Source organism: Ensifer sp. 22521, from assembly GCF_052044795.1.
Taxonomy (GTDB): domain Bacteria; phylum Pseudomonadota; class Alphaproteobacteria; order Rhizobiales; family Rhizobiaceae; genus Ensifer.
This window is the reverse complement of the sequence record NZ_JBQENM010000002.1, coordinates 162,155-177,246: the sequence shown is the minus strand read 5'-3', so window position 1 is coordinate 177,246 and position 15,092 is coordinate 162,155. Positions and strand designations below refer to the sequence as shown.

The 15,092-nt window shown below is 63.2% G+C and carries 12 protein-coding genes; 6 read left to right on the top strand and 6 right to left on the bottom strand.

The annotated features are described in order from the left end of the window. Positions 1-3 precede the first annotated feature (3 nt). Positions 4-1,059: a histidinol-phosphate transaminase gene (gene hisC / locus ACTJKE_RS02905; RefSeq protein ID WP_112995637.1), complete on the top strand. Its 1,056-nt coding sequence runs from the start codon at positions 4-6 to the stop codon at positions 1,057-1,059. 126 nt (positions 1,060-1,185) lie between these two features. Here hisC and ispG read toward each other — a convergent pair whose 3' ends face one another. The 4 genes from ispG to ACTJKE_RS02885 form a co-directional block, all read right to left on the bottom strand. Next, on the bottom strand, positions 1,186-2,439 hold the full coding sequence (ispG, locus tag ACTJKE_RS02900; protein WP_057254876.1) for a flavodoxin-dependent (E)-4-hydroxy-3-methylbut-2-enyl-diphosphate synthase: 1,254 nt from the start codon (positions 2,437-2,439) through the stop codon (positions 1,186-1,188). Between the two features lie 189 nt (positions 2,440-2,628). Continuing rightward, the gene (locus ACTJKE_RS02895; protein WP_058328023.1) at positions 2,629-3,813 is read right to left on the bottom strand and encodes an MFS transporter; all 1,185 of its coding nucleotides are present in this window, start codon (positions 3,811-3,813) and stop codon (positions 2,629-2,631) included. A 30-nt stretch (positions 3,814-3,843) separates the two neighbouring features. Next, entirely contained in the window at positions 3,844-4,230 is a 387-nt protein-coding gene (locus tag ACTJKE_RS02890) for a glyoxalase/bleomycin resistance/extradiol dioxygenase family protein (RefSeq protein ID WP_058328024.1), read from the bottom strand. Beyond that, a complete protein-coding gene (locus tag ACTJKE_RS02885; RefSeq protein WP_093233449.1) occupies positions 4,227-5,012 on the bottom strand; it encodes a DeoR/GlpR family DNA-binding transcription regulator in 786 nt (261 codons plus the stop codon). Before ACTJKE_RS02885 ends, ACTJKE_RS02890 begins: the two co-directional genes overlap by 4 nt. A 272-nt stretch (positions 5,013-5,284) precedes the next feature. Here ACTJKE_RS02885 and ACTJKE_RS02880 point away from each other — a divergent pair, with 272 nt between their 5' ends. The 3 genes from ACTJKE_RS02880 (at position 5,285) to ACTJKE_RS02870 (ending at position 7,604) form a co-directional block, all read left to right on the top strand. Continuing rightward, positions 5,285-6,058, top strand: coding sequence for an amino acid ABC transporter substrate-binding protein (locus ACTJKE_RS02880; RefSeq protein WP_057254872.1), 774 nt, complete (start codon positions 5,285-5,287; stop codon positions 6,056-6,058). Between the two features lie 107 nt (positions 6,059-6,165). Next, positions 6,166-6,846: an amino acid ABC transporter permease gene (locus tag ACTJKE_RS02875; protein ID WP_082616163.1), complete on the top strand. Its 681-nt coding sequence runs from the start codon at positions 6,166-6,168 to the stop codon at positions 6,844-6,846. Further along, positions 6,843-7,604, top strand: a complete 762-nt coding sequence (locus ACTJKE_RS02870; RefSeq protein ID WP_058328026.1) for an amino acid ABC transporter ATP-binding protein — start codon at positions 6,843-6,845, stop codon at positions 7,602-7,604. Before ACTJKE_RS02875 ends, ACTJKE_RS02870 begins: the two co-directional genes overlap by 4 nt. Positions 7,605-7,816: 212 nt before the next feature. Here the strand turns inward: ACTJKE_RS02870 and pyc are convergent, their stop codons facing one another. Together pyc and ACTJKE_RS02860 are read right to left on the bottom strand one after the other, a co-directional pair. Then, positions 7,817-11,275, bottom strand: coding sequence for a pyruvate carboxylase (pyc, locus tag ACTJKE_RS02865; RefSeq protein WP_112995636.1), 3,459 nt, complete (start codon positions 11,273-11,275; stop codon positions 7,817-7,819). Positions 11,276-11,393: 118 nt separating this feature from the next. Continuing rightward, positions 11,394-12,134, bottom strand: a complete 741-nt coding sequence (locus tag ACTJKE_RS02860; RefSeq protein ID WP_057254868.1) for a helix-turn-helix transcriptional regulator — start codon at positions 12,132-12,134, stop codon at positions 11,394-11,396. 383 nt (positions 12,135-12,517) lie between these two features. On the opposite strand from ACTJKE_RS02860, the gene ACTJKE_RS02855 reads away from it, so the two are divergent. Together ACTJKE_RS02855 and ACTJKE_RS02850 are read left to right on the top strand one after the other, a co-directional pair. Then, positions 12,518-14,275 carry a glucan ABC transporter ATP-binding protein/ permease gene (locus ACTJKE_RS02855; protein WP_057254867.1) on the top strand — a complete coding sequence of 586 codons (1,758 nt, stop codon included), beginning with the start codon at positions 12,518-12,520 and terminating at the stop codon, positions 14,273-14,275. A gap of 160 nt (positions 14,276-14,435) precedes the next feature. After that, positions 14,436-15,068 (top strand): LysE family translocator, encoded by a 633-nt coding sequence (locus ACTJKE_RS02850; RefSeq protein ID WP_058321656.1) that lies wholly within the window; start codon positions 14,436-14,438, stop codon positions 15,066-15,068. Positions 15,069-15,092: the final 24 nt, after the last annotated feature.

Below are 15,092 nucleotides of genomic sequence, written 5' to 3'. Positions count from 1 at the left end.
CCCGTGAGCAAATTCTGGTCGCCGATCGTCTCCAAGCTCAAGCCCTACGTCCCGGGCGAGCAGCCGCGCATCGCCAATCTGGTGAAGCTCAACACCAACGAATGCCCCTACGGTCCCTCGCAAAACGTGCTCGACGCGATCGGTGCTGCAGCAAGCAGCGATCTCCGCCTTTATCCCGACCCGCTGGCGCTGAAGCTTCGCCAGGCGATCGCCGCGCGCTATGGCGTGACGGCGGAAGAAGTCTTCGTCGGCAACGGCTCGGACGAGGTGCTGGCCCATATCTTCGCCGGCCTCCTGAAGCACGACTCTCCGCTGCTCTATCCGGATATTTCCTACAGCTTCTATTCGACCTACGCTCGGCTTTTCGAGATCGACACGGTCGAGGTCCCGCTCAACGACGCCTTCGAGATCGACATCGCCGACTATGATCGCCCCTGCGGCGCGATCATCCTGCCGAACCCGAACGCTCCGACCGGCATCGGCCTGCCGCTCGCCGAAATCGAGCGGCTCGTCGCAAGCCACCCGGACCAGCCCGTCGTCATCGACGAGGCCTATGTCGACTTCGGCGGCCAGTCGGCAGCAGAACTCGTTTCGAAATACGAGAACCTGCTGGTCGTCCAGACCTTCTCCAAGTCGCGCGCGCTTGCAGGCCTTCGTGTCGGCTTCGCCATCGGCCAGCGGCCGCTGATCGAGGCGCTGGAGCGGGTGAAGGACAGCTTCAACTCCTATCCGCTCGGCCGTCCGGCGCAGGCAGGCGCCATCGCCGCGATCGAGGACGAAACCTGGTTCGAGGAAACGCGCGCAAAAATCATCGGCTCCCGCGAACAGCTTGCGGCGGACCTCGCTCAACGCGGCTTCGAGGTATTGCCATCTCAGGCCAACTTTGTGTTCGCCCGGCATCCGGGCCATGACGGCGAGGCATTGATGAAGGCGCTGCGCGAACGGGCCGTGCTGGTCCGCCATTTCGCCAAGCCCCGCATTTCCGATTTCCTACGCATCACGATCGGCACCGATCAGGAATGCGCGCGACTGATCGAAGCGCTGGACGAGATCCTCTAGAGCGTCTTTCCGCTTCGAGTGATTCCACCTGAGAGCGGGCTGACGTCGCGGCGATAGGCCCCAAGCCGCGCGCTTCCGGGCGGCAGGAGCCTTGTACGTCGCTTGGAACTGCCCGGAAGAAACCGCCTATTCGGCAGCCGCCTGGCCGCGGCCATAACGCTTCTCGATATAATCGGAAACCAGCGTCTCGAAGTCCGCGGCGATGTTCGGGCCGCGCAGGGTCATCGCCTTCTGGCCGTCAACGAAAACTGGGGCGGCCGGCATTTCACCGGTGCCCGGAAGCGAGATGCCGATGTCCGCATGTTTGCTTTCGCCCGGGCCGTTGACGATGCAGCCCATCACCGCGACCTTCAGGCCTTCGACACCGGGATATTTCTCGCGCCAGACCGGCATGTTGCGGCGGATGTCGTCCTGGATCTTCTGCGCGAGCTCCTGGAACACGGTGGACGTCGTGCGCCCGCAGCCGGGACACGCTGCAACCACCGGAATGAACTGGCGGAAGCCCATGACCTGTAGCAGTTCCTGCGCCACCTGCACCTCGCGGGTGCGGTCGCCACCGGGCTCCGGCGTCAGCGAAATGCGGATCGTGTCGCCGATGCCCTGCTGCATCAGGATGCCGAGCGAGGCCGAGGAGGCGACGATGCCCTTGGTGCCCATGCCGGCTTCCGTCAGCCCGAGATGCAGCGCATGGTCGGAGCGTGCCGACAGCATGGCGTAGACGGCGATCAGGTCCTGGACACCCGAAACCTTGGCGGAGAGAATGATGCGGTTGCGTGGCAGGCCGATCTCTTCTGCGAGATCCGCCGACAAGAGCGCCGACTGCACGATGGTCTCGCGCGTCACCTGCTGGGCCGTCAGCGGAAAGCCGTTCGCCTGGTTCTCGTCCATCAGCCGCGTCAGCAGTTCCTGGTCGAGCGAGCCCCAATTGACGCCGATGCGCACCGGCTTGTCGTAGCGGATCGCCATTTCGACGATCTCGGCGAACTGCTTGTCCTTCTTGTCCTTGAAGCCGACATTGCCCGGGTTGATGCGGTACTTGGCGAGCGCTTCGGCGCAGGCCGGATGATCGGCGAGCAGCTTGTGGCCGATATAGTGGAAGTCGCCGACGAGCGGCACATCCAGACCGAGGCGCTCGAGGCGCTCGCGGATCTTCGGCACGGCGGCGGCACTTTCGTCGCGGTCGACGGTGATGCGCACCAGTTCCGAGCCGGCCTTGTGGAGGGCCGCCACCTGGGCCACCGTTCCGTCGATATCAGCGGTATCGGTGTTGGTCATCGACTGGACGACCACCGGCGCGCCACCGCCCACTATGACCCCGCCGACATCGACGGCGACGGACGCGCGGCGGGGCTGCGGATCAAAATCGAAGGCGGCAGACATGAAGGCCTCTTGGTCCCCAGGTCACGCCAGTGACCTGGTCTCATCGTTTCAGCGCGGGATGCGGGCGGAAAACCACATGGACTTCTGCCCGTCCCGCTCTTGCTTTTCGTCCATCAGGTGGATGAGGAAAGCACCGTTGTCAACGGCGACATCATGCCCTGACGGCGATTTGATGGCAGGCGGCCGCCGTCAGTGTCCCTTTGCGTGGTCGGCATGATGAGCATGATGCGACAGCATCAGCACGACGATGAACAGCACCGGCACCGAGGCAAAGACGATGGCAAAGCCCGTATGCTCGGCGACGAAACCGATCACCGATGGCGCAAACAGCATGCCCGAATAGCCCATGAAGGTCGCGACCGAAAGGCCGATGCCAGGCTGCAGGCCCGGCATGTTGCCAGCCGCCGAAAAAGCGATCGGCACCATGTTGGAGATGCCGACGCCGGCAATCGCAAAGCCGAGGATGGCGATATAGGCATTCGGCGCCGTGCCCGCGATGATCATGCCGATAAGCGCAGTGACCGTGCAGATGCGCAGCGTCTTCTTGGCGCCGAAGCGGTCGCGCACGAGGTCGCCAGCAAAGCGCATGGTCGCCATGGTGGCGGAGAAGGCGGCGAAGCCGAAGCCGGACAGTTCCACCGAGGCACCAAGCTCGTTGCGCAGGTAGAGCGCGCCCCAATCGAGCACCGTGCCCTCCGGCACCATCGAAAACAGCGCCATGATGCCGATCAGCCAGGGAAGCGGCGTCATCGGCAGGCGGAGCTTTTCCTTGGCGGCGGCCGGATGCGGCTTGTCGGCAAGGATCATCGGCCAGGCAATCGCAATCAACGTCAGGCAGATCACGGTGACGACGAAGACATGTGGCAGCACGCCGACGCGCGCCATGAGGAACCCGCCGATGCCGGCGCCGATCAGGCCGCCGAGGCTCCAATAGGCGTGGCAGGAGGACATGATTGCCCGCCGCATCGATTTCTCGACCTCGACCGCATTGGCGTTCATGGCGACATCCATCGCGCCGACGAAACCGCCGAGCACGAACATGCCGATCGCCGCCGCCCAGACGTTTGGCACCAAGGTCAAAAGCAGAAGCAGCGGCGACAGGATGATGGCCGTGACCTTGACGACCTTCTGCGAGCCGATGCGGGCGATGTAGCCGCCGGCAATCGGCATCAGCACCAGCGAGCCGATGCCAAACATCAGGATCAGGAGGCCGAGTACGCTTTCGCTGATGCCGAGCCGGTCCTTGAACTCGGGGATCTTCGGCGCCCAGCTGCCGGTGACGAAGCCATTCATCAGAAAGAGCAGGGAAACCGCCAGCCGGTTGCGGGTCATATAGCCCTGGCGGACGGTTGCAGTGGGAGAACGTTGGTCCATGGTATTGCCTCTGTGCCGGATCGGGCCGGCTCAAACAGTGATTTCGATCAGATTTCCATCGGGGTCGCGCAGCACCGCCTCGTAGAAGCCGTCGCCGGTCCAGCGCGCCTTCGCGACCAGGATGCCCTCGGCCTCGGCGCGCACAGCAATGGCATCGACCGCCTGTTCGCTGCCGAGCGACAGCGCGACATGGGCAAAGCCTGCGCGCTCGAGCTCGGCCGGATCACCCGGAGCGACCCAGGGACCTTCCATGATCTCGATCGCCGGTCCTTTGCCGAGTGTCAGGAAGCGCGAACGGAAGCCAGGCCGCCGCCGGCTTTCGTAAACGTCGCCGACCTCCGCACCGAAGAACGCCGACCAGAATCCGGCAATCTTATCGAGGTCGTGGGTCCAGAGAGCCACATGGGTTATCGTCATTGTTCCACCCCTCCCGCAATCAGGATGTCTGCACCCGCTGCCTCGAATGCCGCGCGATGCTCAGCAGGCGCGTCTGCCTCGAGAAGCAGCGTCGCCTTGTCGTCGATATCGACGATCCCATGAGCGGCAGCCGTCCCGAGTTTGTCGCTGGTGATGGCAACGACCAGACGGCGGCTGCGCAAGGCGACGAGCCGCTTGAATTCGGCGTCCTCGAAATAGATCGCCGTCAGGCCCGCTTCGGCATCGGCGCCGCAGGTGCCGAGAAAGCAGAGATCGGGCCTGAGCAGTTCGGCGTCGCGCTGCGCCCGCGCGCTGATGGCCGCACCGACCGCACGGTTGAGTGGCCCGCCAAGCAGGATGAGATCGACGCCAGGCTTCTCCATCAGCGCTGCAGCGATCAGCGGCGTATTGGTGACAATCGTGACCTGGAGCTCCGGCTCGATCAATTGCGCGATGGCGAGGTTTGTGGAACCGGCATCGAGGAACACGGTCATGCCCGGCTTGATCAATCCGACCGCCGTGCGGGCAAGTGCTGCCTTGCGCTCCGGCGCCATCGCCGCCCGCTCGCTCAAACTGCTGTGTGCAGCAGGAACGACCGGGAGCGCGCCACCATAGACCCGCTCGCAAAGCCCCGCTGCCGCCATTTCGCGCAGGTCACGGCGGATCGTGTCTTCGGAAACATTGAGCTCGGCAGCAAGATCCGCAGCCAGCACCCGGCCCTTGGCCTTCAGCCGCTCCTGGATCAGCGTCTTTCGTTCACGAAGAAGGAGTTCACCGGACATTTTTACCAATCGTGCATAAACGTGCATGAATCGCCATAAATGTGCATAGCGAATTTTGAAACCGATTTCAAGTCGCGGAGTCAGCCAAATCACCGCGGGCCAGCAATTCGAGCAAACCGTGCCTTTTGCGCGTGGTCGACGCCATTTCGAGGAAAATTCTTCATCAAAACGCTCGGGAATTGGTGTTTTATACGCTCAGATCGCCAATCTTTTGTGCGATTGTCCGCTCAATCCGGACGACGGGCCGGACCACAAAGAAGATGGAAATTACGATGAAGCTCCTCCCCACGCTGTTCGCCGCCGCTCTGATGCAGGTTGCCGCCCTCGCCTCCGCTGAAGCCGGCGAGAATCTCGACGCGGTCAAATCCGCCGGCGTCCTGAAGATCGGCACCGAGGGCACCTATGCGCCCTTCACCTATCACGATGCCTCCGGCGCTCTTGTCGGCTTCGACGTTGAGATCGGCCAGGCCGTCGCCGAGAAGCTCGGCGTCAAGGCCGAATTCCTCGAAGGCAAGTGGGACGGCCTGATCGCCGGCCTCGACGCCAACCGCTACGACACGGTCATCAACCAGGTCGGCATCACCGAAGAGCGCAAGAAGAAGTACGACTTCTCCGAGCCCTACATCGCCTCGAAGGCCGTGCTGATCGTCAAGACCGACAACGAGGAGATCAAGGGCTTCGCCGATCTCAAGGGCAAGAAGTCGGCTCAGTCGCTGACCAGCAACTTCGGCAAGCTCGCAACCGCCTCCGGCGCCGAACTCGTCGGCACCGACGGCTTCGACCAGTCGATCCAGCTCGTGCTCACCGGCCGCGCCGATGCCACGATAAACGACAGCCTCTCCTTCCTCGATTTCAAGAAGAAGAAGCCCGACGCGCCGGTAAAGATCGCGGCCGAACAGGCTGACGCCGACTTCTCCGGCATCATCATCCGCAAGGACGAGCCGGAACTCTTGGAAGCGATCAACAAGGCGCTCGGCGAGATCAAGGCCGACGGTACCTACGACAAGATCTCGCAGAAGTACTTCGGCGCCGACGTCTCGAAGTAACCCCTGTCCCGAGCGCCGGGTCGGTTTCTCCGCCGGCCATTCTCGGTTATGAATCGCGATCCGTTCCGGACACCGGGGCGGATCGCGCTTTTTGAAAGGCCCGCCCCTTGCCCACCTGGCTCCAACTGATGCTGGATTCGCTGCCGTCCCTGCTCTGGGCCGGCCTCACCTTCACCATCCCGCTGACGCTGCTTTCCTTCATTTTCGGCCTGATCCTCGGGCTCGCAACCGCCGTCGCCCGCCTGTTCGGACCGGCGCCGGTCGTCGCGATCGCGCGATTTTACGTCTGGGTGATCCGCGGCACGCCGCTGCTCGTCCAGCTCTTCGTGATCTTCTACGGGCTGCCGAGCGCCGGCATCCTGCTCGACGCCTTCACCGCCGCGCTCATCGGCTTCTCGCTGAACGTCGGCGCCTATACCTCCGAGATCATCCGCGCCGTCATCTCGTCAGTGCCACGCGGACAGTGGGAAGCGGCCTACTCCATCGGCATGAGCTGGAGCCAGGCGATGCGTCGCACCATCCTGCCGCAGGCGACCCGCGTCGCCGTGCCGCCGCTGTCGAACACTTTCATCTCGCTGGTGAAGGACACCTCGCTGGCCGCCGCCATCACCGTGCCGGAGATGTTCCAGACCGCGCAGCGCATCGTCGCCACCACCTACGAGCCGCTGATCCTCTATATCCTGGCGGCGCTGATCTATCTCGCCATGAGCTCCGTGCTCTCGGCCCTGCAAGTGCGGCTGGAGCGGCGCTTTGCCCGCTATGGCGGCTTCCTGGAGGCACGTGCATGATCGAGCTCTCCCACATCGAAAAGCGCTTCGGCGACAATCTCGTGCTGAAGGATATTTCCGTAACACTCGCCGAAGGCACGGTGACGGCGCTTGTCGGCCCATCCGGCGGCGGCAAGAGCACGCTGCTGCGCTGCATCAATCTGCTGGAAATCCCAACGTCCGGCGCAATCCGGCTTGGGGACGAGACGCTCGAATTTTCGCCCGGCCGCAAGGTCGGCTGGGCGGCGATCCAGCGCCTGCGCCGGCAGACCGGAATGGTGTTCCAGAACTTCCAGCTCTTCCCCCACCAGACCGCGCTCGGCAACGTCATGGAAGGCCTCGTCACGGTGCTGAAGTGGCCGGCCGACAGGGCGAAGACGCGCGCGATGGAACTCTTGGAAAAGGTCGGCATGGCGCACAAGGCCGACGCCTGGCCGGCGACCCTTTCCGGCGGCCAGCAACAGCGCGTGGCGATCGCCCGCGCGCTTGCCCCGTCGCCCCGCGTGCTTCTCTGCGACGAGCCGACCTCTGCCCTCGACCCGGAACTGGCGGAGGAAGTGGTCGAAGTCCTGAGCCGGCTTGCCCGTGAAGGCACGACCATGGTCATGGCGACCCATGACCTGCGCCTCGCCTCCCGCGTCGCCGACAAGGTGATCTTCCTCGATGGTGGTGTCATCGTCGAAAGCGGTGCCCCGAAGACGATCTTCTCGGCGCCCGAGCGTGAGCGTACCAAGAAGTTCATCGCCTCGCTGAGCGCCCCGCACGACTACGAAATCTGAGCGGAGGGGACGACGGATCACAGGACGATCCGGCGGGTGTGGGTCGGGCACCCTTTGCGCCAGCCTTGTCTATCTCTACCGTCATCCTCGGGCTTGATGTTCAGTCCGGGGAGCAGGACGGACGACCCCAGCAGGCTAGACGCCCCCTCTACTTCCAGAAAACAAAACGGCCGGATTCGCATCCGGCCGTTTCTGTTTGTTTGAACTTACCCTCAGGCGCCGAAGACCATCAGCAGATCCTTGGCGTCGATCTGGTCGCCGGCGCGCACCAGCACTTCGGCAATCGTGCCGTCCTTCTCCGCATGCAGCGCCGTTTCCATCTTCATCGCCTCGATCGAAAGCAGCACGTCGCCCGCCTTGACCGCCTGTCCTGGCGAGACAAAGACCGTCGAGATGACACCCGGCATCGGCGCGCCGAGATGGGCGGCGTTACCGACCTCGGCCTTGCGGCGCACCGCGCTCTGAGCGCTGCGGTTGCGGTCCGGCACTTTGATCAGGCGCGGCTGGCCGTTGAGCTCAAAGAACACCTTGACCATGCCCTTCTCGTCCGGCTCGCTCTTGGCCTGGTGCAGGATCACGAGCGACTTGCCCCGCTCGATCTCCGGCTGCAGCTCCTCGCCCGGCGCAAGCCCGTAGAAATAGGCCGGCGTCGGCAAGACGCTGACCGGGCCATAGGTGTCGGCAGCAACCGCATAGTCGGTGAAGACCTTCGGATACATCAGATAGGAGGCGAACTCGAAGTCGTCGACCTTGCGCTCAAGCTTGTCCTCGATTGCCTTGCGCTCAGCATCGAGGTCGGCCGGCGGCAGCAGCGAGCCCGGAACGGCGGTATAGGCCTTTTCGCCCTTCAGCGCCTTCTTCTGCAGCGCTTCCGGCCAGCCGCCCGGGGGCTGGCCGAGATCGCCCTTGAGCATCGAGACGACCGAATCCGGGAAAGCGATGTCCTTCGCAGGATTTTCGACGTCGGCGACGGTCAGGTCCTGGCTCACCATCATCAGCGCCATGTCGCCGACGACCTTGGACGATGGCGTCACCTTGACGATATCGCCGAATATCTGGTTGGCGTCGGCATAGGCCTGGGCGACGCGGTGCCACTTGGTTTCGAGACCGAGCGAACGCGCCTGTTCCTTAAGGTTTGTGAACTGTCCGCCCGGCATTTCGTGCAGGTAGACTTCGGACGCCGGTCCCTTGAGGTCGCTTTCGAAGGCGGCATACTGGTGGCGCACCGCTTCCCAATAGAAGGAGATGCGACGAATCCACTCGGGATCGAGACCCGGATCGCGGTCCGACCCCCGGAGCGCCTCGACGATCGAGCCGAGGCAGGGCTGCGAGGTATTGCCGGAAAGCGCGTCCATCGCCGCATCGACGACATCGACGCCGGTCTCCACGGCGGCAAGCACGGTCGCGGCCGCAATGCCCGAGGTGTCGTGGGTGTGGAAATGGATCGGCAAGTCGGTCGCCTCACGCAGCGCCTTGAACAACACGCGTGCGGCCGCCGGCTTCAACAGGCCCGCCATGTCCTTGACGGCGATCATGTGCGCGCCGGCCTTTTCGAGGTCGGCGGCAAGGGCTGTGTAGTATTTGAGATCGTATTTCGGCCGGGCCGAATTCAGGATGTCGCCGGTATAGCAGATCGCCGCCTCGCAGATGCGATTCTCCTCGGCAACGGCCTCCATCGACACCCGCATGTTGTCGACCCAATTGAGGCAGTCGAAGACGCGGAACACGTCGATGCCGCCTTTTGCCGCCTGGCGCACGAAGTATTTGACCACGTTGTCGGGGTAGTTTTTGTAGCCGACGCCATTGGCGCCGCGCAGAAGCATCTGCAGCAGCAGGTTCGGGGCATCTTCGCGAATGCGGGCCAGGCGATCCCACGGGTCTTCGGTGAGGAAGCGCATGGACACGTCGAAGGTCGCGCCACCCCAGCATTCGAGCGAGAAGAGCTGGGGAAGCGCGCGGGCATAGGTGCCGGCGACGCGGGCGATATCATGGGTGCGCATGCGGGTCGCAAGCAGCGACTGATGGCCGTCGCGCATCGTCGTATCGGTCAGGAACACTTGGCGTTCGCCACGCACCCACTCGGCGAACTTCTTCGGGCCGAGTTCGTCGAGCTTCTGCTTGGTACCGGATTTGATGTCGCCGTCGATGAACGGGACGACGGGCTTTGCCGCATCCGCCGGCGGCTTCGGGCGGCCCTTCGTCTCCGGGTGGCCATTGACCGTGACGTCGGCGAGATAGGTGAGGAGCTTCGTCGCGCGGTCCAGGCGCTTCACCTGCTGGAACAGTTCCGGAGTCGTGTCGATGAAGCGCGTCGTATAGCTGTTATCCTGGAACTTCGGATGGCTGATGATCGCCTCGAGAAAGGTCAGGTTGGTTGCCACACCGCGGATGCGGAACTCCCGCAGCGCGCGGTCCATGCGGCTGATCGCTTCGAGGGGGTTCGGCGCCCAGGCGGTAACCTTGACGAGCAGTGGGTCGTAGAAGCGGGTAATGACTGCACCCGGATAGGCGGTGCCGCCATCGAGACGGATGCCGAAGCCGGACGCCGAGCGATAACCGGTGATGCGGCCATAGTCCGGAATGAAGTTCTGCTCCGGGTCTTCGGTGGTGATGCGGCACTGCAGCGCGTGACCGTTGAGGCGGATGTCCTCCTGCTTCGGCACGCCCGATTCCGGCGTGCCGATCGCCTCGCCGTCGAGGATGTGGATCTGCGCCTTGACGATGTCGATGCCAGTCACGACTTCCGTGACGGTGTGCTCCACCTGAATGCGCGGGTTGACCTCGATGAAGTAGAACTTGCCGGTGTTGGCATCCATCAGATACTCGACCGTGCCGGCGCCGACATAGCTCGTCGCACGGGCGATCATCAGCGAATAGTCGGCAAGCTCCTGGCGCTGCGCATCCGAGAGGTAGGGCGCCGGCGCGCGCTCGACGACCTTCTGGTTGCGGCGCTGGATCGAGCAGTCGCGCTCGAAGAGATGCACGACATTGCCGTGGGTATCGCCGAGGATCTGGCTTTCGACGTGGCGGGCGCGCTCAACCAGCTTTTCAAGATAAACCTCATCCTTGCCGAAGGCGGCCTTGGCTTCGCGCTTGCCTTCCGTCACCTCACGGATCAGGTCCTTCGGGTCGCGAATGGCGCGCATGCCGCGTCCGCCGCCGCCCCAGGAGGCCTTGAGCATGACCGGATAGCCGATCTCGGCCGCAAGGCGGTGGATTTCCTTTTCGTCGTCCGGCAGAGGATCGGTGGCCGGAACGACCGGCACGCCGACGGAAATCGCGAGGTTGCGCGCGGCAACCTTGTTGCCGAGCTGGCGCATCGTCGCCGGCCGCGGACCGATGAAGATGATGCCGGCGGCATCACAGGCATCGACGAATTCAGGGCTTTCCGAAAGCAGGCCGTAGCCCGGATGGATCGCGTCGGCGCCCGAAAGCTTGGCGACGCGGATCACCTCTTCGATCGACAGGTAGCTCTCGATCGGACCGAGGTCGCGGGCAAGGTGCTGCCCGCGGCCGATCTGATAACTTTCGTCCGCCTTGAAGCGGTGCAGCGCCAGTTTGTCCTCTTCAGCCCATATCGCGACCGTTTTCAGACCGAGTTCGTTTGCAGCGCGGAAAACGCGGATGGCAATTTCAGAACGGTTGGCAACAAGGATCTTCGAGATAGGCAAGTCGGTCTCCTCAATGACTTGATATTGCGGGAAATGCTGCACCCGCGAAATAAAGTATTAGCGAGTCACCGAGCAGAGCGCAATTTCAGATGCGACAGGAAACCGAAAGCCTTCGACTCTAGGAGATCAGCCCGAGCCGGAAGGCGATCGCCACGACGTGATGGCGGTTCTTGCCCTTCAATTTCTCCTGGATGCCGTTCATATACCAGTCGACCGTATGGCTCGAGATATCGAGCACCTTGCCTATGTCGTTCGAAGTCATGCCGTCGGCGAGATAGTTGAGCGCTTCCATTTCGCGCCGCGTCATCTGCACCTCGACGCGCGAGCCGAGTTCGGCCGAAACCTCGGGATCGGTCAGCTCCAGAAGCTTCCAGAACAGCCGCTTGGCGATGGCGTCGAAGAGGCTGATCTCGACCGGGCTCAAGTCGACGACGCGACCGCCGACCGTCAGGTTGCCGAGCAGGCCGCGCCGGCCGTGCACCGGAAAGATGTAGCCATCGTAGAGACCGTGGTTTCTGGCCTCGATCATCATGCTTTCCATGCGCTTGCGATGTGGATCGGAGCGGAAGGCAAACAGCGTGTCACGCCAGCGGAAGCCGCGCTGCGCATGGCCGAGATAGCGGATGGTCGGATCGATCACCACGAACTTCTTGCGGATGTAGATCTGCGGCCAGCCTTCCGGCCAGCGGCCGGCGAGCAGCAGCCGCAGCGGATTGTCATGCGGTTTCGGCTGCCGAACGACACCGTAGAAGTCGAAGCCGCAGCGATCGAGCAGGCGCTCGAATTCCGGGACGATTTCCTCGCGTGTCTTCATCTCCTCCAGAAGCGCGAGAAACTGTACGAGCAGCGTAATGTTCATGGATCACCTTCCAGGTAGATGCATATGGTCGCATTTCCGAATCCGGACATAAAGGCACCGTTCAGCGACCATTCATGTTGCACCCGCGATAATCCCTCATACCACGCCCGGTCTTATGCGAAATATGCAAGAAATCGGAGTTGGCACGACAGATAGCAGACTATGAATATTCTCGCCAAGCTCGCATGCGAGCGAAACGGGAAAACGAGTGGCTGTCCATGCGTCCGGCTACGGCTTCCCTTTGCCGCAAAAGACCGTCTCAGCGCGGCCCCGAGTGTATAGGGGCGGAGCCCAAGCCCGCCAACCGTAGCTCGAGGACGCGGGTGCATCCGCCGCAGAAGGACTGCGGCGCGTCAAATCCGGTACCCGGAAGGGGTGAGACAGTGTCATTGTTCCAAGTGTATGCAAGAGCGCTCCAGTATCTTGCGGTTCACAAGTTTCGTGTCTCGGCGATCGTCCTCGCCAACGTCGTTCTGGCAGCCATCTCGATTGCCGAACCGATCCTGTTCGGGCGCATCATCGACGCCATCTCGTCAAAGGGCGAGGTCACGCCGATGCTTTTGATGTGGGCTGGCCTCGGCGTCTTCAACACCGTCGCCTTCGTGCTCGTTGCCCGCGAGGCGGACCGGCTGGCCCATGGCCGCCGCGCCACGCTCCTGACGGAAGCCTTTGGACGGATCGTTTCCATGCCGCTCGCCTGGCATAGCCAGCGCGGCACGTCCAACGCGCTGCACACGCTGTTGCGCGCCTGCGAAACCCTATTCGGTCTCTGGCTCGAATTCATGCGCCAGCACCTGGCTACGGCCGTCGCGCTGATGCTGCTCATTCCGACCGCCTTTGCCATGGACGTGCGCCTCTCGCTCGTCCTTCTCGTGCTCGGCGCGGCCTATGTCATGATCAGCAAGGCGGTGATGAGCCGCACCAAGGAAGGTCAGGCCTCGGTCGAGAACCACTATCATACGGTTTTCTCCCACGTTTCCGACGCCATCAGCAACGTCTCGGTCGTGCACAGCTACAACCGCATCGAGGCTGAAACCCGCGAGCTGAAGAAGTTCACCGAGCGGCTGATCTCCGCCCAGTTCCCGGTGCTCGACTGGTGGGCACTGGCGAGCGCGCTGAACCGCGTCGCCTCCACCATTTCGATGATGGCGATCCTCGTCATCGGCACCGTGCTGGTGCAGCGCGGCGAGCTCGGCGTCGGCGAAGTCATCGCCTTCATCGGTTTTGCCAACCTGCTGATCGGCCGTCTCGACCAGATGAAGGCCTTCGTGACGCAGATTTTCGAAGCCCGTGCCAAGCTCGAAGACTTCTTCCAGCTCGAAGACGCCGTGCGCGAACGTGACGAGCCGGCAGGCGCGACTGAACTGCCGCCAGCTGTCGGCGAAGTCGAGTTCCGCAACGTCTCCTTCGACTTTGCCAACACGAACCAGGGCGTGCACAACGTCTCGTTCACGGCCAAGGCCGGCCAGACGATCGCGATCGTCGGCCCGACGGGTGCCGGCAAGACGACGCTCGTCAACCTGCTGCAGCGTGTTCACGATCCGCGTGATGGCCAGATCCTGATCGATGGCAACGATATCTCGAAGGTAACGCGCAAGTCGCTGCGCCGCTCGATCGCCACCGTCTTCCAGGACGCGGGCCTGATGAACCGTTCGATCTCAGACAACATCCGCCTCGGCCGTGACGATGCGACGATCGAGGAAGTCATGGCTGCCGCCGAAGCGGCCGCCGCCTGCGACTTCATCGAGGGCCGGACGGGCGGCTACGACACGGTGGTCGGCGAACGCGGCAACCGTCTGTCGGGCGGCGAACGCCAGCGTGTGGCCATCGCCCGCGCCATCCTCAAGAACGCGCCGATCCTGGTGCTCGACGAGGCGACCAGCGCGCTCGACGTCGAAACCGAGGCCCGCGTGAAGGATGCGATCGATGCCCTGCGCAAGAACCGCACGACCTTCATCATCGCACACCGCCTGTCGACGGTGCGCGAGGCCGACCTGGTAATCTTCATGGATCAGGGCCGCGTCGTCGAAATGGGCGGTTTCAACGAGCTCAGCCAGAGCAATGGCCGCTTCGCAGCCCTCTTGCGCGCCAGCGGCATCCTGACGGACGAAGACGTCCGCATGAGCCACACGGCGGCATAAGACACGCGCTTGAAGTCAAGCGAACGAACCGAACCACCCGCGGTCAAACGCGGGTGGTTTTTTGCTTTTCGGCTTTCTGACAACGTCGCGTCGACCAGCCTTGCCATTCTCGAGATTGTTGGTAGACGGGAATTCCGGCCCCAATTCCAAAGGAATCATCATGCCGGACATCTCCACAATCGCAGTTTTCGCCACAGCAAGCCTCGTGCTCACCGCCACGCCCGGCCCTGACATGCTGCTCATCGCTTCTCGGAGCGTGAGCCAGGGGCGCGCAGCCGGGTTCCTCACCTATGCCGGGATCGCAGTCGGCACCTATTGCCACGCGCTGGCCGCAGCACTCGGTCTTTCCCAGCTCTTCGTCACCTTGCCGGTTGCCTATGAGATCGTGCGCTGGGCGGGCTGCGCCTATCTGCTGTACCTCGCCTACAAGACAGTCCGCTCGAACGCATCGAGCGCGTCACCGGTTTCGACGCTCAAGCGACTTTCGAACTGGCGGATCTTCGGCGAGGGGCTGATGACGAACCTGCTCAATCCGAAGATGGCGCTCTTCGTACTGGCGCTGCTCCCACAGTTCGTAGACCCAAAGAGCGGGTCGATGGTCACGCAGATGCTTCTGCTGGCGACCGTGTTGAACGGGGTCGGCTTCCTCGTGAACGGCTCGGTCATCCTGGTCGGCAGCCATCTGCGCGCGCGGCTCGCTGGCATCAGGCGTTTCCCGAAGCTGCCGCAGTATCTTCTCGCCGGCGTATTCACGGGGCTCGCCTGCCGCCTTGCCCTTGGTTCCAGAAATTAGTCGCCCAGCAGGGGCGGCGTTCTG

What these genes read in the sequence shown, in the direction of transcription:
- ispG (WP_057254876.1), bottom strand. Translation starts at nt 2,439, where the DNA reads ATGTCTGCCGCCTTCGATTTTGATCCGCAGCCCCGCCGCGCGTCCGTC.
- ACTJKE_RS02895 (WP_058328023.1), bottom strand. Translation starts at nt 3,813, where the DNA reads ATGGACCAACGTTCTCCCACTGCAACCGTCCGCCAGGGCTATATGACC.
- ACTJKE_RS02890 (WP_058328024.1), bottom strand. Translation starts at nt 4,230, where the DNA reads ATGACGATAACCCATGTGGCTCTCTGGACCCACGACCTCGATAAGATT.
- ACTJKE_RS02885 (WP_093233449.1), bottom strand. Translation starts at nt 5,012, where the DNA reads ATGTCCGGTGAACTCCTTCTTCGTGAACGAAAGACGCTGATCCAGGAG.
- ACTJKE_RS02880 (WP_057254872.1), top strand. Translation starts at nt 5,285, where the DNA reads ATGAAGCTCCTCCCCACGCTGTTCGCCGCCGCTCTGATGCAGGTTGCC.
- ACTJKE_RS02870 (WP_058328026.1), top strand. Translation starts at nt 6,843, where the DNA reads ATGATCGAGCTCTCCCACATCGAAAAGCGCTTCGGCGACAATCTCGTG.
- ACTJKE_RS02860 (WP_057254868.1), bottom strand. Translation starts at nt 12,134, where the DNA reads ATGAACATTACGCTGCTCGTACAGTTTCTCGCGCTTCTGGAGGAGATG.
- ACTJKE_RS02850 (WP_058321656.1), top strand. Translation starts at nt 14,436, where the DNA reads ATGCCGGACATCTCCACAATCGCAGTTTTCGCCACAGCAAGCCTCGTG.